This is a genomic window from Enterobacter sp. DTU_2021_1002640_1_SI_PRY_ASU_LCPMC_013, assembly GCF_032389435.1.
GTDB lineage: Bacteria > Pseudomonadota > Gammaproteobacteria > Enterobacterales > Enterobacteriaceae > Enterobacter > Enterobacter hormaechei_C.
The window spans coordinates 3189262-3211936 of the sequence record NZ_CP135594.1; the positions used below are offsets into that span (position 1 = coordinate 3189262).

A 22675-nucleotide genomic window follows, 5' to 3' on the forward strand; every position below is an offset into this window, starting at 1 on the left:
CGTGAAAACTCTTCCCGGTGCATTTTGATTTTACCCTCCGCATCGGGAAAAATTGGTGGTCAAATCTGGGGTCAGGTTAGTTCGATGACGGAGTGACCCCCAAATGTCCCTTAACGACTCAAAAATCCGCAACTTAAAACCATCCGCAAAACCCTTCAAAGTTTCTGATTCTCACGGTCTGTACCTTCTTATCAAACCAGGCGGCTCACGTCACTGGTATCTCAAATATCGTATAAACGGTAAAGAATCCCGCATTGCACTGGGTGCCTGGCCTGCCGTCTCCCTGTCTGATACCCGCCAGCAGCGCGTAGGTATCCGTAAGATGCTGGCGCTGAACATCAACCCGGCACAGCAGAGGGCTGCTGAACGCAGAGCCTGCACACCAGAGAAGGTGTTTAAAACAGTGGCGCTGGCATGGCATAAAAACAATAAAAAGTGGTCGCAGAACACCGCTGACCGTCTGCTTGCCAGCATGAACAACCATATCTTTCCTGTAATTGGTCATCTGTCCGTCACGGAGCTTAAACCCCGTCATTTCATTGACCTGCTGAAAGGCATTGAGGAAAAAGGGCTACTGGAAGTCGCGTCCCGTACGCGGCAGCACCTATGCAACATCATGCGGCATGCGGTCCATCAGGGATTCATCGACAGTACCCCGGCGGCAAACCTTGACGGCGTGACGGCTCCGCCCGTCAGACAGCATTATCCTGCCCTGCCGCTGGAACGACTGCCTGAACTGCTTGAACGGATTGACGGTTATCATCAGGGCCGTGAACTGACACGGCTGGCCGTCCTGCTGACGTTGCATGTGTTCATCCGTTCCAGTGAACTGCGCTTTACCCGCTGGTTAGAGATTGATTTCAGAAACCGGGTCTGGACGATACCCGCCACTCGAGAACTCATTGCAAACGTGCGTTACTCCGGACGCGGTGCCAAAATGCGCACTGCTCATATTGTCCCCCTCTCAGAACAGGCCATAGCCATTCTGGGACGGATTAAGGAAATATCCGGCGGGTATGAACTGGTGTTCCCCGGCGACCATAATCCGTATAAACCGATGTGTGAAAATACAGTCAATAAGGCACTACGTATGATGGGATATGACACGAAACAGGATATCTGCGGGCACGGTTTCCGGGCAATGGCGTGCAGCGCCCTGATGGAGTCCGGTTTATGGTCACAGGATGCGGTGGAACGCCAGATGAGTCACCAGGAGCGCAACACCGTGCGTCTGGCTTACATTCATAAGGCTGAGCATCTGGAAGCCCGCAAGGCGATGATGCAGTGGTGGTCAGATTATATCGATACATGCCGGGTCGCATACGTACCACCTTTTAACACAGGGCGGGATAAAAACAACGAAGCGGCATGACCAATAACAAAAAGCTGTATCAGCATACCCTAGTACAGCTTTATTCATTTCTGATGGCTTGTCAACCCCGCAACCCCGACCCGTCGCTGCCTGTAGAAAGCTGTTACACGATAACAACACGCTTGCGCCGTCAGCCCTGGAGTGCCACTTCATTTGAGAGCAAGGATCATCCATACTGCCCCAGCGACGAGAACGGCATCAATGAGAAGCTCGAACATGTGCGTCTGGAGTATCTGGACGAGACGTTTCGCAATCATCGAACCGACGAACAATGCGATGCCGATGGCAAGTCCATGTGTGAGGACAGGCTGCGCGAGTGCGCCCGATATACCGAACGTAGCTAGCTTGCCAGCGTAGAGCAGGATTGCGCTTGCCGCCTCTGATCCCAGAAATACGCCGCCACTCATTCCGTAGCCGGTGAATACTGGCACACTGAGCGGCCCGGTAGAGAGCACGAATCCGGTCAGGAACCCGACGATCGCCCCGGCAAAGCTCATATGCCAGATGTTCAGATGTTCAGATGGAGATTCGATCGTCTGATGAGACGACGCAGCGGGATCATCGCAAGGAAGAAAGCTGCCAGGAATACCTCCACTGTGCCAGGAGAAATCGTAAGTAACGTGTGCGCCCCGAGAACAGCCGCAGGAACTCCCGCCAACGAATAGGCAAACACCGGTCGCCAACGAATCTCATGCCACCAGACAATCACCCGTCCCATGTTGCCGAAAAGGGAGACGATCGCCATAACTGGCACAGCAATCCGTGGCCCGTACGTGGTGACGAGGACGGGCAGCATGATTAACGACGAGCCAGTGCCGACGACACCGCTGAGTACTCCGGCACCGAGAGCGAGGAAGAAGAGAAGTAAAAGTGCAATCATCGGCTTTAGGATCAACCAGGGCCATCGCTCGCAGCCGCAAGAAGCGGCACCAGGATGTCGCTGATCGGCGTTGGAATGCTGTGAACCCGGCCGCGACGCGCAATGACGCCGTTGCGGATATCCCATTCGAGCGGTCGGCCAGCTTCTCGATCCGTGAGGATGGAGGTGCTCATGTCTGCAGGAGCCACCCGGAACTTATCGAGGATCTCCTGCGGCACTTCGTCTCCGAGTTCAGCGCCCTCTGCACGTGCCACGGTCAGGCATTCCTGCAGATAAGCCAGCGTAAGCCTGGCGATATCAGCACGGCCAAACATGCCTGAGCGGCGGTGCGTGAGTGCCATGAGTCCAGCCACCGCATTCTGCATCAGCTTGCGCCAGGCCAGGGAGCTGAAATTCGCGGCCAGATCTACGGAGCACCACGTGCCTTGCAGCGCTGCGGCCACTACACGGGAAGCTGGTGCGTCTGGCACGCTGAGGCGCGCCTCACCACGCAAGCGTACCGAGCCATCGGACTGCGCTTGTGCAGGGAACCACACGACAGCGGGAACGATCTGTCCGGGCAGAGAGTACGTAGCGAGCCTGTCCAACTGTTCGACCCCGTTCTGGAGCACGCAGACAACCGTCTCCGGGCCAGTCAACGCCCTGAGCCATTCTGCTGCCGCGTCGATTTGTGTGGACTTGACTGCCAGAAAGATAAGATCAACCGTGCGAGTGATTTGTGCCGGATTCGTCTGTACCGGACCGGGTACGGTGATAAAGCGGTCGCCATCTTGCAAGGTCAGGCGATCGCGGGGAGTACGTCCACACAGCAATGGTGTGCGGCCGACTTCGTGTAACGCCGCCGCGACTGTTGTGCCGATGGCACCTGGACCTAAAACAGCAACAACTGTATTGATTTCAGTGTTCATGAATGCGGACTCCTTGCAACAGAATCTAATTACGTGGTGGTTGTGCCCTTCCCAAAGGACATGTAATATATTACATATGAACAAAGAAATTGGTAATAGAATTTCAGAAGGTGAGCAGCGGTTACAGCAATGGCTTGGCAGCATTCACGCCCGAAGCGGCGACATCGCTGCAAGTGAGGCTAAAGTTGTCGATCTCCTGCTTGTCGATCCTTTGTTTGTCGGTACAAGCACGGCAGCACAGGTTGCCACCCGTGCTGGTGTATCACCGCCGACAGTAATACGCGCTGCACGAGCGATCGGGTTCACCGGGTTCACTGAACTCAAGATAGAGATTGCCCGGGCTCGTGGCACTGCCCAATTCTTTGCCCCGCCTGAAGTTCTTACAGCGGATGCGACGCTGGCATCAGTGCTGGAAACATCAATTCGTGCTGGTGTAGACGCACTGACTGCGCTCAGCGGTGCTATCGAAATCTCCGCACTTGATGAGGCGGTCGATTTAATCCAGAGCGCACGCCAGGTATTTGCATTTGGTGCTGGTCCCTCTGCGACGGTTGCCGCTGATGCGGTCTTTCGTTTGCGGACGGCGGGTGTGATAACCGTCAGTATCCAGGATTATTTATCAGCGATGATTGCTGCTCGTCTACTCGGTCCAGGCGACGTCATCATCGTCGTCAGTTCAACAGGGCGTACATCATCCACACTCTCCATCGCTGATGCAGCATCCTCGGCAGGAGCATCGCTTATTGCAATAACTAACCAGTACGATACCCCACTGGCGACACTCGCCAACGTTTCGCTCGTTGTTGGCGGAATGCCACTCCCGGCACAGATGGCCGCTGCCGGGAGTCGACTGGCCCAGCTCGTCGTTATTGATACGCTGGTCGCTGCTCTCACTCTGCGGGATAAAGAACAAAGTCGCCGGGCTGAACGGGCGGGTATTGATTTGCCCGATATGTCCTGATGCAGTTCAGCACGGTAGCAATGATTCTTACTGCTGCGGTAGCTCATGCAGTATGGAATATAGCCTCAAAATACAAGAGGGAAGACACTCTTGTGTTCGTCTGGGCGTACAGCTGTGCCTCAGCATTGCTGTAGGTCCCGTTCAGCCTCATTCTGATAGTTGAGGGACAACAGGAGCTCGACTGGAGACTCGCTGTCGGCGCAGTTATCTCGTCTGCACTTCATATCGCTTATTCTCTAATCTTGCAGGCTGGCTACGAGCACGCCGAACTGGGTGTTGTTTATCCGATTGCCCGGGGAAGTGGACCAGTTCTGACGATACTGTTTGCAACCCTTCTCATGGGAGAACGGCTTTCACCAGGCGCTTTACTCGGCGCTTTTATCGTTATCGCTGGTATTTTCGTTGTCACCGGCAATCCGTTCAGGAGCGGAAGCCGACCACTACAGGGAATGCTTTGGGGGGCAGCGACAGGCACCGCCATCGCTGGCTATACACTCTGGGACGGTTATTCGGTAATCTCTCTGCACCTGAATCCAGTGAGCTACTACGCCAGCACACTCCTGCTACAGAGTCTTATTCTTACCCCTGGTGCGATGCGGCGACGAAATCGCATTCCAACTGCTGTACGTGTGGATATCATCCCAATCCTTATCATTGCTGTATGCTCTCCCCTTGCCTACATCCTTGTACTGACAGCCATGCAGAGCATGCCACTGGCACTCGTCGCTCCTCTCAGGGAAACATCCATTATTGTCGGCTCTCTTCTTTCGTACTGCCTGTTTCGTGAAAATCATCTGGCACGCCGGATTGCCGGTGCAGTGATGGTGCTGACCGGCATCGCAATAATTAGCCTTTGATCGCTTCGTTGGATGCCAATCGTCGTCTCATTGTCAGCGTGGATCGTTCGTCGATATACTCTGTTCATGGTACAGGTATCAAGTCCGCTTCCTCTGTCTGTGGCTGTTAGCGCCATTGAGATAAGACTGTATAAACCGCCATCAGTCCTAGTATTGGCATCCCGTACCACCATTATTTAAATGTTCTATGGACACACGCTGTTATTTGAAGGTTAATCCCTAGTCGAATGATTATCCATGTGAGTGCTTTTCCAGCCAGGCCTGATGGGATATGGCTGGCATAGATAGTTCAGTTTTCATCACCAGTTTGATCGCAAAGCTATGCCACATAGCACTATTGGCTTTATAATCATTAACGGTAAAAGTGGTATTGAATAGTGATACTCCGATGCAACACATTCAACATGTAGCCTGATTCTGATAACCGCTTTCGTTAGAAATGGCTTACTCCATAGCGAGAGTTCGTGATGCTCAAAACAGAAAATCTCAACACTATGATATCAATTGATGAGATTCACTTTGCTGACTGGCAAATCTGGCCACAGCTAAGGATTCTGTTACATCGGGGTAAGCCAGTAAGAATTTCTGCCAGAGCTTTTGATGTTCTGGTTGTTCTGGTGAGTGCCAGAGGTAAAGCGGTAAGTAAAGAATCTTTACTTACGCAAGTGTGGGGAAATGAAATCGTCGAAGAAAATAATCTTCAGGCACAAATTTCAGCTATACGCCGCATACTGGGACATGACCGCCATCTACTGGTTACTGAATTTGGTTGTGGTTATCGCTTTAATATCAACAAATCGCCAACTGAACCGCTCTCTAAATCAAAAATACCTGAGCCCGCTATTACCCCTTTTCTAGCGTCGATTCTGGGGCGTGATAAAGCTGTGCAGGAATTATGCGCCTTATTGGATCAATACCGTCTGGTGACGATTACAGGCTCAGGGGGCGTGGGTAAGACTCGTCTGGCATGGGAAGTCGTCAGCCTTACACACTCGCATTTTCCTGATGGTATATGTGTGGCTGAACTGGCGCATATCACCGAAGCATCCAGCTTGCTATCTGTTATTTCACAAGCGCTCCATCTTCCATTAGCTGCCATTCATAATGATGCCAATTTACGGCAACAGCTTGCACGGCGTCGATGTTTACTGCTGATTGATAACTGTGAACATGTAATTAGTGAACTGGAAGCAGTTATTACGTTTCTCCTGCACCTGGCTCCCCATATAAAACTGTTGTTGACCAGCCAGGTAGCGTTACAGGTTGCCGGCGAGCAACAATATCTACTACCGCCATTACAAGTTCCTGAGAGCGAAGAGGCTGATACCCACGATTTACTGACTTTTTCCAGTGTCCGCCTCTTTATCGAACGCGGGCAGGCCAACCGACATAATTTCCATCCATCAGCCAGCGAACTGTCGTTGATTGGCGAGTTATGCCGTCATCTTGACGGTCTGCCGTTGGCGATTGAACTTGCGGCCTCCCGTCTGCCAGTCATGAGTGTCAAAGAGATCTATAGCCGACTGGAAGACCGTTTCCAGCTATTGAGCAATACGCACAGCTCTCTGGTGCCCAGACATCAGCAAATACTGACCACGCTGGAGTGGACTTATCAGTTACTCAACACACGTGAACAAAGATTATTTTGCTCTCTGGGGATCTATACCGATATGTTCAGTGTGAAATCAGTAAGCGACTTTCTGCTTATTAAAGACAAACATCGCTGGCAGGTTGTTGACGATCTGCAAAGATTGCTGTCTTTATCCCTGATTCAGGTCAGTACTCAGGTACCAGAGACCCGTTTCCGCCTGCTGGAAACCATGCGCCAGTTCGCATGCGATAAACTCAGGCAACAGGGTGAATATACTGGTATTGAGGCCCGTTTTGCCGGTTATTATAAAGATCTGGTAGAAGAGGCCCGAGGTGATTGGTTTATGCTGCCAACGGGACAGTGGCGTGAACGTTATAGCCATATGCTTAATGATTTGCGGAGTGTATTACAGCAAACGTTGACTGAGGGGGCTGATCCCTCTAAAGGGCTTGAGATCTTACAAGAGATGACCCCTTTTTGGATTGAATATTCACTCTACGATGAATGTCAGCGCTATATCTATCCTCTGCTTTATGAAAATACTTCTCGGGTAGTATTAACGCTGCACCAGAGAATGAATCTCAGCGCTGTAGCAGGTAAGGCGTCAACCTGGGCAAAAGGCCCTACGCCTGAAACACATTCAGCCTGGAAAACTGCACTGGCGCTTGCAGAAAAGCTCGACGACAAAGAAATACGTTTACAGGCTCATTACGGATTATGGTTGTATTATCTCCGTACTGGCGAGCTGGATAAAGCGCTTGAGCATGCGCAATCTATGTGCGAGCTAGCACGGTCCATTAGTGACGAGGAGGCGATGGCAACCGGGCTGCGTATTCTCGGTGTATCCCTGCATTTTTTGGGACGTCATTATGTCGGGCGTGATTATCTCCAGCAATCTCTTGACTGGTATGAACATGGCGAATTAAGTCACTCTTTCCGTTTTGGTCTTGATCAAGAGACCGCCGGTCAGGCCTTTCTGTCTCGTTTACTATGGTTACAGGGTGAGTATAAGGCCGCGAAACATATGGCATGGCGCGGTGTTAAAAAAGCCGCTCGTTTGCAGCATGTCTGCTCTCTTTGCTGTGCACTGGCTGAAGGCGCTTGTATGACAGCGGCACTGGATCGTAATCCACGTTGGGTTATAAGGGCCGCAAACTGGCTTATTCATCTTGCAGAAAGGCATGATTTGTATTTCTGGAAGACATACGGCGAGCTGTTTCTTGTTTGGGCCAAACAGTTCAGTCATACCGATGTTAGTCAGACCACACTGTTTAGCTCGTTGCGGGCTATGGGATTAGACTGGCAATATTCCCCCTTGTTGTCGGAAATTGATACCGGGTTATCGCTGAGAACCGCCCGCCAGGATCATGAAAACTGGTGCACGCCTGAGCTGATGCGTCTTTCTGCCACTCAATTACCTCCTCAGGAGCAACGCCTGCTGTTGGAGCAGGCCCTGGACAAAGCGCACCAGCAACAGGCTCATGGCTGGGCCCTCCGTATTGCTTATTCATTGGCGACATTGCAGGCTGAAGCCGGGGAAAAATGGGCTGCTAAACAATTGATACAGGACGCTTTACATGATGTTGATGTCTCAGATAGGGCGACGGATGTAAAAAATGCTATGGCACTATGTGCCCGAATTGAGACCTGAATATTTACGTCTCACGGTTATTAACATCCCCAGGATCACGAGCCCTGCCCCCGCTGTAGAAATCAGCGCCCAGTTATGAGTTGTCTCCCATATCCAGGTGGCAGTCAGTGAGCCACATGCTCCGCCAATAAACATAACGCACATAAATAGTGTATTAAGGCGGTTTCTGGCCTCCGGACGCAAAGAGTAAATCGTGTGCTGATTAGCTATTAGTACACATTGTTCACCCGCATCCAGTAGTAGAATGCCCACCACCATACCCGCCATACTGTTCCATCTCCAAAAAACAGCCCAGGCTAGCAACATGAGTATCACACCAAAAACAACCATTCGGAATGGTCCTTGACGATCGCTGAAACTTCCCGCCAGAGGCGCGCACAAAATACCGATTAACCCCAAAGCAGCCAGGGTTCCGGTTACCCCTGCACCATAATCGTAGCGATGAGCTAACCAGAAAGGGAGCACGGTCCACAGCACGCTGAAGGAGGCAAACAGCATTGCTTGTGTAAGAGTTGCACTACGCACCTGCGGCTCGCTTTTCCACAGCTGTCCTAATGAACGTAATACCGCCAGATAGTTAAACTTTGGCGTTGGCAACGACTGAGCAGGCAAAATGCGCAAGATGAAAAATATAGCCAGCAATGTCATGATCGCGCCGGACAAAAAGACACCGCGCCAGCCGAAATACTGACTAATAAGGCCTCCGATAGCCCGGCCAGCAAGGATACCTGCCAGGACACCGCTCATCACCGTACCCACGGTTTTACCTCGTGCAGAAGTTCTGGAAAGCGAGGCGGCAAGCGGCACTATCTGTTGGGCTACTGTTGCAGCCATCCCGGTAAGGAAGGAGAAGAACACCAACACTGTCGCCGTTGGGGATAACATCATGCCGATCAGTGCCAGGAAAAGCACCTGCGCTTGACGCAGGATAAGCCGCTGACGTTCAATATAATCGCCCAGTGGGATCAGAAAGAATAAGCCCACCGCATAGCCTAACTGGGTGCCCATGGGGATCAAAGAAACAGCCCCCCATTCATTGGGAAAGGATCCGGCAATTAAATTCAGGACAGATTGATTAAAATAAATATTAGCCACAACAATACAACAAATAATCCCCAGCATAAGAATCCTGGCAGAAGAAAGCTCGTGATTGTCCGAACGCATTGACCACTCCTGGCACTAAACTCAATATTGTCTGGAGTATAAGCAAAGGCGACACCCAACTCTTTGACCATTTTTTTCAGACACCTGAATTCTGATGCACAAGCTCCTGAAAAAGAGATTTGTTACTAATACTGCTCATGTTATTGACTGTGCTTAACTTGAGGAGCAACAAATGGATTTAAAACTGACTGGAAAAGTGGCTCTGGTAACTGGAGCCCGTACCGGAATTGGTTTCAGCATTTGTGAAGAATTGGCCGTGAATGGTGTGCATTTAGTCATGGTGGCCAGACGAGAACCTGAGCTGATTCTTGCTGCGAAAAAAATTTCAGATAAATACGGTGTTTCGGTGCTGCCTATTGCCGGGGATGTGACTGATCCCAGACTACCTTCTTTAGTGGTTGAACAAGCGGAAAAGGTTTATCAGCGTATTGATTTACTGGTGAACAATGCCGGAAGAGCCCATGCGGGCACGCTGTTAACCACTTCGGAAGAAGACTGGCAGATAATGACTGAGACCAAATTCTCCGCCATGCGACGTTTTTGTAAGGTAATCATCCCCGGGATGCAGAGACGAAACTGGGGGCGTATTGTCAATATCTCATCCATTGGCGGAATCTACCCTAATCCGCAACTTACCGCCTCACACGCACTGAGCGCCGCTATCAACAACCTGACCCGTAGTTTAGCACTTAGCGTGGCTCCGGATGGCATTCTGGTCAATGCGATCGGAGTGGGTGCTGTCGCGACGGATAACTGGGCGCAGAACATGCTACCGAATGTCCGCAATCGTCGTCCTGAACTGGCTGACAGAACAGACGAAGAGGTAATGGCATTACTGGGTAAAGAGAAAACGCCTGTGGGCCGCTTTGGACTTCCTGAAGATATTGCTGCAATTGCTGCGTTCCTACTTTCTGGGAGGAATCAGTTTGTTACTGGACAGACAATTGAAGCATCAGGCGGAGCAGACAGATTTATGTAATATCTTCCATTCAACTTAAATAATGTTTGAGGATTGAATTAGTTTAACCTGATATTTGTTCTTCTTTTCAATCACTGCGAAATATGAGGCCGGACATGGGGGACTGAAACGCTAAGAAGCCCCCGCGTCAATATAATCCAAATATTATAACGTAATAGATCCCGCACCATGAAATTAATTTCACTGGAAAATTCATGGTGTTTTTTAAAAAAATAGAAACAGAGGTGAACCACTATGTCAAAAAAACAAACACTATCAAACACAAAATATAGTTCGCCTGACTGGCTGACTATCCGTGAAGCAGTCGAAGTGATAAATAAAAAAGGACTGAAAATTAAAAAAAAGTGACATTTACAGGCATGCATTACATGGCAGCATTCATCTCTCTATTTACTTTCAGTCGCCAATTACATTACGAAAAATACAGAGGTCGGGCTACAAAGTAAGGCTCAGACCATCTGATACGTCATCAATAAATCGTTTATGCCTTCTTGACAAAAAAGCGTTTATTGAAGGACATAATTTTATTGTTAGCACTACTGGCAAATATATCATTCCCACAGAGAGAGTTATTGACACTCTATTGATTGGATATGAATATGTTCTAGTACAAAAATTACTTGCCCAATCTCTTAAAATACCATTACCTGTAACAGGAGCTATTGATTTTAATCATGGCATAACAGTTAGCTTACAAGGAGAACCATTTCAACTATTCGATAAAATGACATGGGAAGAAAGAATAACACAAAAAATTATGCAACTCCCTAAAAACATTTCACCAGATGTACATGAAGAGATATTCTCAAAGAAGATAAATAACTACCTGGGGAAAGAGTATTTCCCGGCTCATATTTTACCTCGGGATGCCTGGTTTGTTATTCGACATGCTGAACTTGATAAAGTCATTGACATCATAACCAATAGCAGAGTGCCCCCATTATCTGCAACGCGAATATCAACACCACTATCTCGTTTTTTCTGGCTGGCCTGTAAAAACAATGAAGTCATCCGTCCATTAATTAGTAAACCGTACAAACTACTATCTATTTTCGAACAATGGGCATCTGACGAAGGCATTACCGACAGGCTCAGTGGTGATACGTTAAAAACTGCACTCGTACGCGGTTCCCCCACATCAATGTCGGATTGACGCAAGTGAATTTTACCAAACCCAAATGTCCGTATTAAGGACTCTAAAATCAGTAATACGGACATAATTAGTTTTTTTGACTCTTTTTTCGTTGTCACCTCAAGGGATATTATATTTCTGCATTACGGGTATAAATACATATCATCAATTACCAAGCATTAGAAATGTAAAAACAAAACAGTACTTAAATGCTCACAACCCCACACATACATAAAAGCCACTCCTTATTCAAGGAGGATTTAGCCGACTTGCATAGGTTCGATCGAATCCAAAATGCGCAAAATAGATTAACCTTAATTTATCCAACCATTAAATACACACATGGGTTCGTAATTATATTCCAATTAACGAATCCAAAATTTACTCACCAATACATTACACATGCAAAAACACGAAAACATACATTGCACAGAAAGACTTAGATTCATTTACAATAAAATAAATGAGTGATTTCATTTCGTTCAACAAATCTATAACTGAGGTACTAAGGCCATGATTACTAGATGAACCCGTCCATAATCCAGATAGTTACTAAAGATTTAAAAACTCATCCTTATGATACGAGTAATTACCTTGCTCCCTAGAAGACTTGCTTTTAATATTTACGGCATTTTTTCTATACCGGTGCGGTGGGACATTATACCTTTTCCGAAATGCCCTGGTTAATGATTGCTGAGAGTCAAAGCCAAATCGCATCGCGATGTTTATCAAAGGTTCATTTGTTGTAATAACAGCCTCTAAAATAAGACATAATTTTTTCTCTCTGATAAAACCTCCCAGGCTCTGCCCTGTTTCAGAAAAAAACAGTCTCTGCAAATGCCATTTTGAATATCCGGACCTGATAGCCACATCATCAATTTTTAGTGGCATCTCTATATTTTTGTTTATCCAGATAATTAAGTCATTTACAAAATCTTTTCTGTTTTTCATAACCGAAACCTTAGAATTACTCTACTAGAAATACATTTTCATCAGGCATATAGTTCAAGAGCTGACAATCCCTAAGTTCTGCATAAATCCTCAATAGAAACCATACTTTTTATTATGGTGTGATGGATATACTCGCAGACAGTCCAGCCACCAATTCAACTCCCTCCGGCAATCTGTCAATATGAATCCGAACCGGGATACGCTGCGCGAGCCGCACCCAGCTAAAGGTTGGCTCGACATTAGGCAGGCCAAGCCCCCCGGTCTCGTCATTGTTATCATCTATTCCGCGTCCGATACTCTCAACATGACCCGTGATCACCGGCTTAAATCCCATCAGCGTAATGTGTGCAGTATTTCCCGTGCGGATATGTTGCAACTTAGTCTCTTCAAAATAGCCAACCACCCAAAAACTATTGGCATCAATGATGGAAACTTTAGTTTCTCCCGCTGTGGCATAGTCACCAGGGCGAAGCCGCAAATGTGTGACATAGCCCGTAACCGGAGACCGAACAATAGCATGCGATAAGTTAAGCTCTGCAAGGTCCAGCGCAGCCAGTGCACCGTGGTAATTAGCCGCAGCGACGCTGGCTGCGCTGGCTGTTTGTTGTAAATCCTCGCTGGAAATCACCCCTTTAATCTGAGAGCGTCGCCTCGCCGCATCCTGGCGCATCAGCATTTCATGACGTTTCGCCTCAACATCAGCCTGGGCGCTGACCACTGCCAACCTCAACCAGTGCGGGTCAATGGAATAGAGCACATCGCCCCGATTAACCCACTGATTATCGCGGACGGCCACATTCAGAACCGGTCCAGAGACATCCGGCGCAATCTGGACCACATCCGCACGAACCCGACCATCGCGGGTCCAGGGGGTTTGCACATAATGTTTCCAGAGAATAAAAGCCAAAAGCGTAGCAACCGCCACAGCGCTGAGCGTCAGCAAATAGCGGCCCAGTAGAGAAAGTAACGATTTCATTTTAAAAACCCCAGTTCGGTCAGTCCCTGCAACAACAGGTAAAAAGTAATAATAAAGATGGAAAAATCGATCATCGGGCGAAACGGCAAGCGACGGTAACCCTTGCTTAGCGAGAAAAGATGCACGAGTAATAGCGTACAGGTGAGCGCGACGAGGGAAATTAACAGTAGACCGGGTACAAAAACGCCCTCAATATTGAAATCATTGATCATCGGCAGGCTCCATTTCCTGAGTGCTTAATGCGCAGTACAGATCAACCAGTTGATTAACATGATGCTGCGATAGTTCATCTGCTACGGACAGGCTACGCTCAGTCAGGCTGACAATCCGTTCAAGTAAGGTGTTAATATCCGTCGGGTGTGTAAGACAATTGAGAACCTCTTTTATTTCTTTGTCTGCATGCGCATCCCATCGGCGTAATCGCATTACACACAGGCCTATACGCAGGGTGTGCAAAAGATGATTCAATGCCTGTTCTGATGACTGTCCGCTGCGCGGCAAACGCGGCAGTATCAACGCAGCCCGATCGATCATCAGGTTGATCCAGAGAGTTTCATCAGTATTCAACACACCTTTCACGCTGCGGTTAATATCGCGCTGGCATAATTTAAGCAGGCGTTTTATTGCCGCATCTGCCTGCACAGTCTGCAGAAAGCCCATGCTGAATACCGCAAAGCCAGTTGCAGAAAATAATGCGATAGAGGTATTCACCGCCACGGCAAAATCCCCGCTGTAATGAGCACCCAGCTCGCACAAAATAGGCAGCGTCAGTGTGATCCCCATCGCCATAAACGTGGTGGGCGGCCTTGCCTGGAGCGATCCGGCAAGCAGATATACCGGAGCTAGAACCACTACCAGCACGATAAAATCACTAACTTGCGGTAGGAGAACGAAGCTGTAGATCAGGCTTATCACAACGCCCCAGAAGGAGCCGATAATGTACTTAACAATATGCGGGGCAGGCGTATCGAAGCTGCCAAACAGTGTGCAACAAACGCCAAGGATAGAAACCGCCGTACCACCATCAGGCCATGCCGAGAAAATCCACACCAGACAGCCGCTCATGATGATGGCGAAAGCGCCCAGTGCGGTGCGGGCAGCAGTAAGAGGATCGCGGTGGAATACATACCCTTTCACGGTATTCATTTCCGTGTGCGCAGGCGTCTGTTTCGCGTGATGAATGGCATCCGAAAGACGATAGCACTGCTGCACAAGGACAATGGCCTCTGTCAGGTAGCGCATAAAACTTACACGCAGCGCTTCTTCAAAAGTCAGCTCATACACTGAATAGCGCTGTAGTAATTTTTCACTGCATTTTTTGAGCGCTTCCCCCTCGCTTTTGAATTTTCCTTCATCTTTGCAGGCCAGCCAGACCTCAACATCGGCCATTAAAATTTGCACATCGGAAGGTATCGTCGCTATCAGCGCTAAACGGTCACGTAACTCACAGTTAACAATGACTAATCGCGCAAGCCTGTCATGAAGCCTTTTTCTCGCTTGCCGGACCGGCACAGAGAACGCAAAATCATAAGGGATATGATGGCTGATGCCCTGCAGGAACTGCAATGCCAGTGCCATATGCAGCGGCGAGGAAACAGGATCGGGTTTGCCTGTTAAAGTCTCTGCGATACGCTGTCGCGCCGCGAGTAGCGTCTGCGACAATTTACTGTTGAACTGGCCTGAGATGCGCGCGGGCAATACATAACGATGAATAAGTGCCGCGCAGAAGATACCGATCATGATTTCCTGTACCCGAGTGATAGCGATGTCAAAAATCGCGCCAGGATCGGACACCGCAGGAAAACCAATCAGACTCGCAGTGTAACCAGCAAGTACAAAACCATAGGCCCGGGGCGTGCGTTCCAGCAAGGACAAATAGAGGCAGAATGTAATCCAGCCTGTCAGTATCACGCTGCAAAATACGGGGGAATTCACGAACGTGGGTACAATTAATACCGTCATGCCCGCGCCGATTACCGTTCCCACTAGACGATACAAACTTCTGCTTAGCGACGCTCCGACGGAAGTTTGGGAAACAATATACACGGTGATAATGGCCCAGGAAGGCCGCTCCAGGCCAATTGATAACGCAATGTAGTATGCGAGCATCGCTGCGGCAAAACTCTTCGCGGAATAGAGCAGAGCGTTCGCATCATTCAGTAGTGAAGGAGAAGCCATACCGCGAAGACCATGGCATATCGTGTGTAAAAAATGAAAGTAACTCGCGTTAATTTTTTTCATGCCGGAAATTATCACCGGCTTGCATATCCACTTAAATACTCTATTCTGTCAAAAAATACCTAAATGTTGCCAATCTATGTTACCCCCACTTGCCAATACGCTGTTCGATCCGGATACCACCTCCTGCCCCGCAGTCGCGCGTCATTTGGATTTTGTCGATTACGCAGCCGAAGTGCCTGTGCATACGCACCGCAAAGGGCAATTGATTATTGCCCTCTATGGGGCGGTCATTTGTCGCGCCGAAAATGATATCTGGATCGTGCCGCCTGATTGTGCCGTCTGGATCCCCGGGGGAGTGCCACACAGCGCAAAAGCTACCTGGAATGCGCATCTCAACTATCTGTTTATCGAACCCGGAGCTGTTGCGCTGCCGGAGCGATGCTGCACTCTGGCTATTTCGGGTCTGATCAAAGAACTCGTTGCTCGTTTAACCCGCGAGGGCGTCGGATACCCACCAGAAAGCCATCTCGCCAGACTGACCAGAGTAACACTTGATGAATTAGCCACCATGCCTCAGCAGAAGCTGAGCCTCCCTGTGTCGTCGCATCCTAAAATCCGCGCCATGGCCGATGCTCTGGTCAGTCAACCTGATGACCGAAGCACATTCAAAACATGGGCAAAAAGACTGGCGCTTAGCGAGCGTTCTCTCGCGCGTTTAATGCTGCGCGAAACCGGGTTGACGTTCGGACGCTGGCGTCAGCAACTGCAACTGATAATTGCTCTCCGGGAACTGGCTAGCGGCGTTTCGGTTCAGAATGTTGCAGCTAATCTGGGGTATGAATCGGTTAATGCATTTATCACCATGTTCAAAAAAACAATGGGCAGTACACCCGCGCACTATTTTGCCGAACGGAAAACAAGCTCACACTTAACCGATATATAGCGACATCAGGTTATCCAAGAAACCAGAGGTGCGTCATAGAGCCGTACGCAGCATCCCGACGTATCCGTCTCCCTGTGCGGGGTACCACACCACAGAATCTTTACCGCATGGAACCTCCAGCCAGTACTATAAAGCAATATCCTCCGTATTATTGTTCTGCGTTATTGCGTCATGTTCAATAATTATACTGTCTGCTGATGCCTGGGAAGTGATGTTATGTATGTACGGTAGTGCATCCGGAAATGGCGGCGGCAGTGAATATCACTCCGCTGAATGAGCATTCTTTAATATCGTAAAAAAGAACCGGCATGGTTTTCTGCCTGACCATACGGCTGATGCCAGAAAATCGTTCTTACTTGATTGTGATTCGGCAGACCAAGTAGCTATCAGCCAGGTTATTAATAAGTATGGCCGCGTCCGTGGTTAATACTGGCGGACCGGGAGCAAGGGCGTGACGGTTTTCAGGTTTTTACGGCTTCTGTTTTTCGCGGATTAAGGAGCGAAGAAACAGGGGCCGTAAAAATGAGGCAGCGGAAAGAAATATTTTCGCGGGTTAAGGAGCGAAAATAATTTAGGCACCGCACCTCACCTGCAAACAGCCGCGCCCACGCGGATTTTGCAGGCCGGGGGGAGCCGGATAAATTTCGCCGCCCCAGCGAGCGAAAAGCTGTCGCCCACGACAGCGGTTTACCCGGGGGGCACAGCCCCGCACACCGTCGCGGCTAAGTCTCCGGCCCAAAGCCGGTAGCGTGGCACGACCACCCTCTTTAAAGGTCAGCTTCCCTTTTATTCCCGCTGCAAGGAACGAGCAAAGGGAAGAAAAAGGCGAAAGCGACCGTCTTAAAGAGGGTGGTCGCGCGTAGCGCGTGACGGTGTGCCGCCTTTGACCCTGGGGGTTTTGACGCAGCGTTCAGCGGAGTCATTACCCCCATGTGACAGGCAGTGAGGGCGTCCAGCCCGAACGTAATGACACACGCCGTTGCCCGTGATTCGGTCGTTTCAGGTGGCGGACGACCACGGGTCGGCTGTCATCTGAAAGCGCGGATAGCTGACAACGGCATGATCTCTCCACACCCAAAAGGCCCTCGGGCCGTTAGGCACTTCACCAATAAATAGACTTTTTTATTTGAAGCGAGGCACGATCCAACGCTACAAACTCATGATTGTTCCGATTGACCGATAGCCGCAAGTCCCCACTGACGCTTGCGAGAGTGGGTCTACCCATTCGAACACGCTATTTTTACTGACCTGCTGCCCGTTGAGTAACACACTACGCCGTTAGCAATGCCCGCTGCTGACACAAAGCGGCCAGCCCAGTTGGCGGTCAGGTCCGCTATGAGCGAACTGCGGACATCGTGGAGACAACGTGCTGCTGGGTGCGGATGTCCCACGGCACGTCATATCGCTCGCCGTATTACTTGTTATTTTTTTTTGAAACGAGAAGTTGATACAATTCCTTCAGGGATAAGGCTAATAACTCATTCTCCCTGATGAGATTTTTATCAGCGTCTATACCCTCTGCGCATGATTCATTTAAATAGTTCAGAGTTTCCTGATCATCATCCAAGCATTCATAGCTGCCTGAATAAAATTCATCGCAACTTGCTTTGTTATTTTTGTCAATGTAACCAATGCATTGAATCACGCCTTTAACAACTTCAGCAGCAGAATAAACAAAGTAACTGCAGTCATTTATATAGCGTTCAACATCAGAAATCATATAAAAATAGTGCATAGAGGTTTTTTCAATTTCAAATTCACTTGAAATCGTAGCAGCTTCACATTCAAGGTCTTTCAGACTATCTAACATTATGGAAAGTTTACATTGTTTTTCTTGCACAGTTTCATTCTTAAATAACTCTCTACCCTTTGCCCTGACATTTATTCTTTCTTCAATTGCATAAATATAAGCAGGATATACACGGGACCACACTTGGTTTACTTTCAGGATTAACCGGTCTCTTTTCAGCCTTTCTTTTTTAGCTATAAATTCTGCATATAGCGCAGCATCCTCTTCGCACCATACATCAACTTTTCGTTTATAACCTAACTTTAATTCTTTCCCTACGCATACAGGAAACAAAGGATCAAAGTCCTTTAAGTATTCAAACTCACTTAGATAGAATCCTATATTATAACGATTAAATAATTGTCTAAACTCTTTTCCACTTAAGGTTTTCATTGTCTCGTCCACTCCATTTTCATTAAAGCAAAGTCAACAAGATAAAACCATAAACACTCTTACACAACCAGTTGATGTTTTTCAAATAGAGGATAATATAAGACAAGCATAACCTCGACTACTCCTACCGTTGTTTTGCGTCACAGAGCGCCTGCCGGACAGCTGCATCACAGACCAGACGGAACTACTGCCGTCGATTAATCAGATGGCAGCGCATGAACACGCTCAACAACCCGTTTGACAGCTTCAATTTTGAGCTCTTCTGGATAACGTTTACCGTGTAAGTATCCCTGCAAAATGAGCCATCAACTTTTAGGGAGTCTCTGGCACTCCAGCTTCCGCTTCTGGCACAGAACAGACAGCCCTTATAGATGTGACAATAGTAGCGATCACCAAATGCATGAGACCGCTCAAATCAGTTTTATTTAACCAGTTTTGGTTGGTGGTCTTGACAGGGAGAGCTTTCAGGTTTAGCTTACTTATTAGCCAGTTATTGGCAAAGGCGATCCCAGTCAGAGGAGCCAATTTAAGGGAAGCAGACGTTCACTGACGTCTGCTTTCTGCATTTCTATCAGTTGGTTATCCCCTTCTTCAAGTTCACCCTCGTTCACTAAAAACCACTCGAAGCCATATCATTTTGATGGTAAAAATGCTGGTAATACTGGTTCGATTTCCCTTTTACCAACAAACGAGGGAGTGTTTTCATGTCACTGACTGATATTAAAGCAAAAAATGCAAAACCCCTTGAGAAGGAATACAAGCTAACTGATGGCTTTGGTATGTTCCTTCGTGTTACCCCTAAAGGTTCGAAATTCTGACAAATGGCTTATCGTTTCGAAGGGAAGCAAAAACTCTTCTCTATTGGTGTTTACCCTGCTGTTTCTCTTTCTGACGCAAGACAACGCCGTGATGAGGCCAGAAGGTTTCTTGCTCAGGGCATTGACCCTATTGCAAAGAAACAGGCAGAGGTTAAAGAACTCAAGGCCAAGCGTGATAAGACACGTTGCTTCGCTATGGTGGCAAAAGCTTGGTTTGCCACGAAAACAAAATGGTCAAAAGATGATGGTGATTCCGTATGGAAGCGTCTTGAGACCTATGTCTTCCCGGCGATTGGAGATAAAGATGTTGCTGAACTGGATACGGGTGATCTGCTGGTTCCGGTGAAAAAGGTCGAAGCACTTGGTTATCTTGAAGTTGCCACGCGCATTCAACAATACATTACGGCGATCCTCCGCCATGCAGTCCAGCAAAAACTGATACGCCATAACCCTGCCTATGATATGGAAGGTGCTGTTCAGAAACCACAGACTGAACACCGCCCGGAACTGGAAGAAATTTCTCAACTACTGAAAAAAATTGCCGAATACAGAGGTCGCAGGTTAACTATACTGGCTATTCAGCTCAATTTGATGATTTTCATTCGTTCCAGTGAGCTTCGTTTCGCTCGCTGGTCTGAGATTGATTTCAAAAGTAAGTTATGGGTGATACCCGAACAGCGGGAAGCAATTGAAAACGTCAAACATTCGACTCGTGGGGCCAAAATGAAGCGTAAGCACTTCGTTCCCCTTTGTAAGCAGGCCATGAAGATATTGAAAGAGATCCGACAACTGACTTATGAAGAAAGTCATGATGACGGATTAATCTTTACTGACTGTTATGACTCGTTTAAACCCATGAGTGAAAACACCATCAACAAAGCCCTGCGCAATATGGGCTATGACACGAAGCAGGACATCTGTGGACACGGTTTCCGCACACTGGCCTGTGTAGCCTTAATTGAGTCTGTGTGGTCAGAAGACGCTGTAGAGCTTCAGATGAGCCATAAAGCAACAGCGTTCGTGCTGCTTATACCCACAAGGCTAAGCACCTTGACCAGCGCCTCCTGATGCTCCAGTGGTGGGCTGATTATCTGGATGCGAACAGCAACGGTATGGTCAGGCCGTTTGAGTTTGCGAATAATCCGCTGTAAAATCATGACCTGAAATCTATAGTAAGTTCGATGTTAAAACTTACTATAAGTAATAAATTATGGTATCCATACTAAAGGAAATGATAATCAATGGAGAAGGAAATACCACTTTATCAAAATGAGTATGGTTTACCAAAAGATCGGGCAGCAGAAATCCGTAGAGCTTACCAGTATCAAGATTCAGTTGGCGCTCAACTTTTGATTCTTGCAGTTAAAAATAATTGTTATACAGAGGTATGGTTCGAGCATTACGAAGATATCATAGCAATAAAAGTAGATGGGTATATCGATGTTTACCAAGTGAAAACAAAAATTTCTGATTCTAAATGGAAATCCAATGATGCTGAAATCATTAAAACAATCAGCAGATTCTGTGAGTTAGAGAAGCTACATGGGCAAGCCATTCAAAAATATTTTTTTCATTCAAATAACGATGTATATATACCTCAATCAACATCTACTATCCCAGAAGAAATAGTAAAAAGCCCTTTAAAGATAAAGGAATTATTTGCTTGTACGGAAATGGATGAGAAGTTAACCCATCTATTAAATAAATGGGTAGGGAAAATTGACCAACCATACGACATATTGGTTAACGTATTAGCGAAGATAGAATTTATCAAAGGGAAATCACTCACAGGATTTCAATATGAGATTACCGCAGATTTAGCAACCCTACCAAAGATACGAAATCTTTCACACGACAAAATAAAAAACATAAGTGATGATCTATTAAGTATCATTAATAAAGCAAACTCACTTGATACAACTGCTACTAATTCCTATTTGTCAATAATAGACACTAATGGTTTAAGTAAAAATCAAAACTTAAGTAAGAGAGTGAAGGTTTGTGAAATAAAAAAACTAATTAATGCTGAAAGCAATAAAATAAGAAATGGAAAAATAATAAAAATACTATCTGTAGCTACTGTGATCATCATCCTTTTCATTATAGCATTTTTAAATCTCAAACCTGAAAGCTTACTTGAACGTTCTGTTCGAATCATCAACTCATCAAGAAGCAGAACTACTCCACCTGAGTTTGATGAAGCTATTTCTGCTATTAGGAGTAATGATTTATCTCTTGAGGGCATTGATCTATCAGGAGCAAATATTCAATGCAAAGATATGTCAAAACTAAACCTACGTCGTAGCGTCCTAACTAATTTGATGGGGACTGGTGCTAATTTTGATAACGCAAAACTTTATTTGTCTCAATTCAATAAAAGTGAACTTAATGCTAGCTCTTTCAACAATACGGTAATGGATGGAACCAATTTTAAGGACGCAAATATGCTTGGTTCATCCTTGAAAAAAGCCATTGCCCGTAATTCAAATTTCAGTAAAACAACACTCAATGGTGCAAATCTGTCTGACGCAGATTTTTACCACTCAAATTTCAGTAGCGCTGATTTGTCACAATCTGAACTTATATCGGCAAATTTACAGCACTCTATATTAACAAACGCGAACCTAACTGGAGCAAATATTACAAATACAGACTTAAGGGATTCTATAGGATTGAAACAAAATATGTTAGATAAAGCTTGTTTTTCGCCTAAACAGCCACCATTGATCTCTCCTCCTTTAACTCTCCCCAAACAGAGTTGCTATAAAACAGAAGCAGAACATGATGATCGATATGTTCTGCAATATGCTCTTAAGGTCACAGGGATGATGGCGGTTATTAATGGATTTTGTGGTAAGGGGAAAGTAATTGATAGGCCTTCTGATGTATCTGGTAGACCTGACTTAAATATAGAAATCAATATTGAACCAAATGCACGATAATACATATTCATGAAGAAATTAGATAACTCAAGATTCAACATGCTAAATGGAAAAATTATAGTTTGGAACATATATAAAAAAGAATACTCCAATGGGAAAACGATAAAGCCCCTCTCAAATTTTCACTCTATTATTTCAGGAGCTTGCTATATTTTTTATCAGTCTATTTAGTGCAGGGCCTGACAGC

General features: G+C 47.2%; 16 protein-coding genes and 4 pseudogenes. 10 read left to right on the top strand and 10 right to left on the bottom strand.

Annotation, left to right across the window (positions count from 1 at the left end; genetic code table 11):
* Positions 1 to 103 precede the first annotated feature (103 nt).
* Positions 104 to 1372, top strand: coding sequence for a tyrosine-type recombinase/integrase (locus RS584_RS15355; RefSeq protein WP_315748229.1), 1269 nt, complete (start codon positions 104 to 106; stop codon positions 1370 to 1372).
* A gap of 149 nt (positions 1373 to 1521) precedes the next feature.
* Here RS584_RS15355 and RS584_RS15360 read toward each other — a convergent pair whose 3' ends face one another.
* Genes RS584_RS15360 through RS584_RS15370 form a run of 3 tightly spaced genes read right to left on the bottom strand, consistent with a single transcriptional unit; the run spans position 1522 to position 3160 of the window.
* Positions 1522 to 1869 (bottom strand): hypothetical protein, encoded by a 348-nt coding sequence (locus RS584_RS15360; RefSeq protein ID WP_315748230.1) that lies wholly within the window; start codon positions 1867 to 1869, stop codon positions 1522 to 1524.
* An 11-nt stretch (positions 1870 to 1880) separates the two neighbouring features.
* On the bottom strand, positions 1881 to 2252 hold the full coding sequence (locus RS584_RS15365; RefSeq protein ID WP_315748231.1) for a sulfite exporter TauE/SafE family protein: 372 nt from the start codon (positions 2250 to 2252) through the stop codon (positions 1881 to 1883).
* Positions 2253 to 2263: 11 nt separating this feature from the next.
* The gene (locus RS584_RS15370; protein WP_315748232.1) at positions 2264 to 3160 is read right to left on the bottom strand and encodes an oxidoreductase; all 897 of its coding nucleotides are present in this window, start codon (positions 3158 to 3160) and stop codon (positions 2264 to 2266) included.
* A gap of 76 nt (positions 3161 to 3236) precedes the next feature.
* Between RS584_RS15370 and RS584_RS15375 the strand changes: the two genes are divergently transcribed.
* The 3 genes from RS584_RS15375 (at position 3237) to RS584_RS15385 (ending at position 8220) form a co-directional block, all read left to right on the top strand.
* Positions 3237 to 4121, top strand: a complete 885-nt coding sequence (locus tag RS584_RS15375) for a MurR/RpiR family transcriptional regulator (RefSeq protein ID WP_315748233.1) — start codon at positions 3237 to 3239, stop codon at positions 4119 to 4121.
* 242 nt (positions 4122 to 4363) lie between these two features.
* Positions 4364 to 4978: an EamA family transporter gene (locus RS584_RS15380; RefSeq protein WP_315748234.1), complete on the top strand. Its 615-nt coding sequence runs from the start codon at positions 4364 to 4366 to the stop codon at positions 4976 to 4978.
* Positions 4979 to 5445: 467 nt separating this feature from the next.
* Complete coding sequence (locus tag RS584_RS15385; protein WP_315748235.1) at positions 5446 to 8220, top strand: winged helix-turn-helix domain-containing protein; 2775 nt, start codon at positions 5446 to 5448, stop codon at positions 8218 to 8220.
* Here RS584_RS15385 and RS584_RS15390 read toward each other — a convergent pair.
* Positions 8197 to 9384, bottom strand: coding sequence for an MFS transporter (locus RS584_RS15390; protein WP_315748236.1), 1188 nt, complete (start codon positions 9382 to 9384; stop codon positions 8197 to 8199). The two genes, RS584_RS15385 and RS584_RS15390, sit on opposite strands and share 24 nt — an antisense overlap.
* A gap of 172 nt (positions 9385 to 9556) precedes the next feature.
* On the opposite strand from RS584_RS15390, the gene RS584_RS15395 reads away from it, so the two are divergent.
* Complete coding sequence (locus tag RS584_RS15395) at positions 9557 to 10363, top strand: SDR family NAD(P)-dependent oxidoreductase (RefSeq protein ID WP_315748237.1); 807 nt, start codon at positions 9557 to 9559, stop codon at positions 10361 to 10363.
* Positions 10364 to 10597: 234 nt separating this feature from the next.
* A pseudogene (locus tag RS584_RS15400) lies at positions 10598 to 11516 on the top strand (hypothetical protein).
* A 531-nt stretch (positions 11517 to 12047) separates the two neighbouring features.
* On the opposite strand, the gene RS584_RS15405 reads toward RS584_RS15400, so the two are convergent.
* The 4 genes from RS584_RS15405 to RS584_RS15420 all read right to left on the bottom strand — a co-directional run bounded on the left by RS584_RS15405 (position 12048) and on the right by RS584_RS15420 (position 15663).
* Positions 12048 to 12446: a helix-turn-helix domain-containing protein gene (locus tag RS584_RS15405; protein ID WP_315748238.1), complete on the bottom strand. Its 399-nt coding sequence runs from the start codon at positions 12444 to 12446 to the stop codon at positions 12048 to 12050.
* A gap of 112 nt (positions 12447 to 12558) precedes the next feature.
* Positions 12559 to 13422, bottom strand: coding sequence for an HlyD family secretion protein (locus tag RS584_RS15410; RefSeq protein ID WP_004899294.1), 864 nt, complete (start codon positions 13420 to 13422; stop codon positions 12559 to 12561).
* Positions 13419 to 13634 carry a DUF1656 domain-containing protein gene (locus tag RS584_RS15415; protein WP_315748239.1) on the bottom strand — a complete coding sequence of 72 codons (216 nt, stop codon included), beginning with the start codon at positions 13632 to 13634 and terminating at the stop codon, positions 13419 to 13421. The genes RS584_RS15410 and RS584_RS15415 overlap by 4 nt, the downstream gene beginning before the upstream one ends.
* Positions 13624 to 15663: an FUSC family protein gene (locus RS584_RS15420; RefSeq protein ID WP_315748240.1), complete on the bottom strand. Its 2040-nt coding sequence runs from the start codon at positions 15661 to 15663 to the stop codon at positions 13624 to 13626. The genes RS584_RS15415 and RS584_RS15420 overlap by 11 nt, the downstream gene beginning before the upstream one ends.
* A gap of 76 nt (positions 15664 to 15739) precedes the next feature.
* Between RS584_RS15420 and RS584_RS15425 the strand changes: the two genes are divergently transcribed.
* Both RS584_RS15425 and RS584_RS15430 read left to right on the top strand, forming a co-directional pair.
* Positions 15740 to 16546, top strand: a complete 807-nt coding sequence (locus RS584_RS15425) for a helix-turn-helix transcriptional regulator (protein ID WP_315748241.1) — start codon at positions 15740 to 15742, stop codon at positions 16544 to 16546.
* A 136-nt stretch (positions 16547 to 16682) separates the two neighbouring features.
* A pseudogene (locus RS584_RS15430) lies at positions 16683 to 16973 on the top strand (conjugal transfer protein).
* A gap of 572 nt (positions 16974 to 17545) precedes the next feature.
* On the opposite strand, the pseudogene RS584_RS15435 reads toward RS584_RS15430, so the two are convergent.
* Positions 17546 to 17785, bottom strand: a pseudogene (locus tag RS584_RS15435) (hypothetical protein); the annotation flags it as partial.
* A 175-nt stretch (positions 17786 to 17960) separates the two neighbouring features.
* Positions 17961 to 18728 (bottom strand): hypothetical protein, encoded by a 768-nt coding sequence (locus tag RS584_RS15440; RefSeq protein WP_315748242.1) that lies wholly within the window; start codon positions 18726 to 18728, stop codon positions 17961 to 17963.
* 704 nt (positions 18729 to 19432) lie between these two features.
* On the opposite strand from RS584_RS15440, the pseudogene RS584_RS15445 reads away from it, so the two are divergent.
* Together RS584_RS15445 and RS584_RS15450 are read left to right on the top strand one after the other, a co-directional pair.
* Positions 19433 to 20697: pseudogene (locus RS584_RS15445) on the top strand (tyrosine-type recombinase/integrase).
* 90 nt (positions 20698 to 20787) lie between these two features.
* On the top strand, positions 20788 to 22488 hold the full coding sequence (locus RS584_RS15450; protein WP_315748243.1) for a dsDNA nuclease domain-containing protein: 1701 nt from the start codon (positions 20788 to 20790) through the stop codon (positions 22486 to 22488).
* The last annotated feature ends 187 nt before the right edge of the window (positions 22489 to 22675 follow it).

What these genes read in the sequence shown, in the direction of transcription:
- RS584_RS15355 (WP_315748229.1), top strand. Translation starts at nt 104, where the DNA reads ATGTCCCTTAACGACTCAAAAATCCGCAACTTAAAACCATCCGCAAAA.
- RS584_RS15360 (WP_315748230.1), bottom strand. Translation starts at nt 1,869, where the DNA reads ATGAGCTTTGCCGGGGCGATCGTCGGGTTCCTGACCGGATTCGTGCTC.
- RS584_RS15365 (WP_315748231.1), bottom strand. Translation starts at nt 2,252, where the DNA reads ATGATTGCACTTTTACTTCTCTTCTTCCTCGCTCTCGGTGCCGGAGTA.
- RS584_RS15370 (WP_315748232.1), bottom strand. Translation starts at nt 3,160, where the DNA reads ATGAACACTGAAATCAATACAGTTGTTGCTGTTTTAGGTCCAGGTGCC.
- RS584_RS15375 (WP_315748233.1), top strand. Translation starts at nt 3,237, where the DNA reads ATGAACAAAGAAATTGGTAATAGAATTTCAGAAGGTGAGCAGCGGTTA.
- RS584_RS15385 (WP_315748235.1), top strand. Translation starts at nt 5,446, where the DNA reads ATGCTCAAAACAGAAAATCTCAACACTATGATATCAATTGATGAGATT.
- RS584_RS15390 (WP_315748236.1), bottom strand. Translation starts at nt 9,384, where the DNA reads ATGCGTTCGGACAATCACGAGCTTTCTTCTGCCAGGATTCTTATGCTG.
- RS584_RS15395 (WP_315748237.1), top strand. Translation starts at nt 9,557, where the DNA reads ATGGATTTAAAACTGACTGGAAAAGTGGCTCTGGTAACTGGAGCCCGT.
- RS584_RS15405 (WP_315748238.1), bottom strand. Translation starts at nt 12,446, where the DNA reads ATGAAAAACAGAAAAGATTTTGTAAATGACTTAATTATCTGGATAAAC.
- RS584_RS15410 (WP_004899294.1), bottom strand. Translation starts at nt 13,422, where the DNA reads ATGAAATCGTTACTTTCTCTACTGGGCCGCTATTTGCTGACGCTCAGC.
- RS584_RS15415 (WP_315748239.1), bottom strand. Translation starts at nt 13,634, where the DNA reads ATGATCAATGATTTCAATATTGAGGGCGTTTTTGTACCCGGTCTACTG.
- RS584_RS15420 (WP_315748240.1), bottom strand. Translation starts at nt 15,663, where the DNA reads ATGAAAAAAATTAACGCGAGTTACTTTCATTTTTTACACACGATATGC.
- RS584_RS15425 (WP_315748241.1), top strand. Translation starts at nt 15,740, where the DNA reads ATGTTACCCCCACTTGCCAATACGCTGTTCGATCCGGATACCACCTCC.
- RS584_RS15440 (WP_315748242.1), bottom strand. Translation starts at nt 18,728, where the DNA reads ATGAAAACCTTAAGTGGAAAAGAGTTTAGACAATTATTTAATCGTTAT.
- RS584_RS15450 (WP_315748243.1), top strand. Translation starts at nt 20,788, where the DNA reads ATGGAGAAGGAAATACCACTTTATCAAAATGAGTATGGTTTACCAAAA.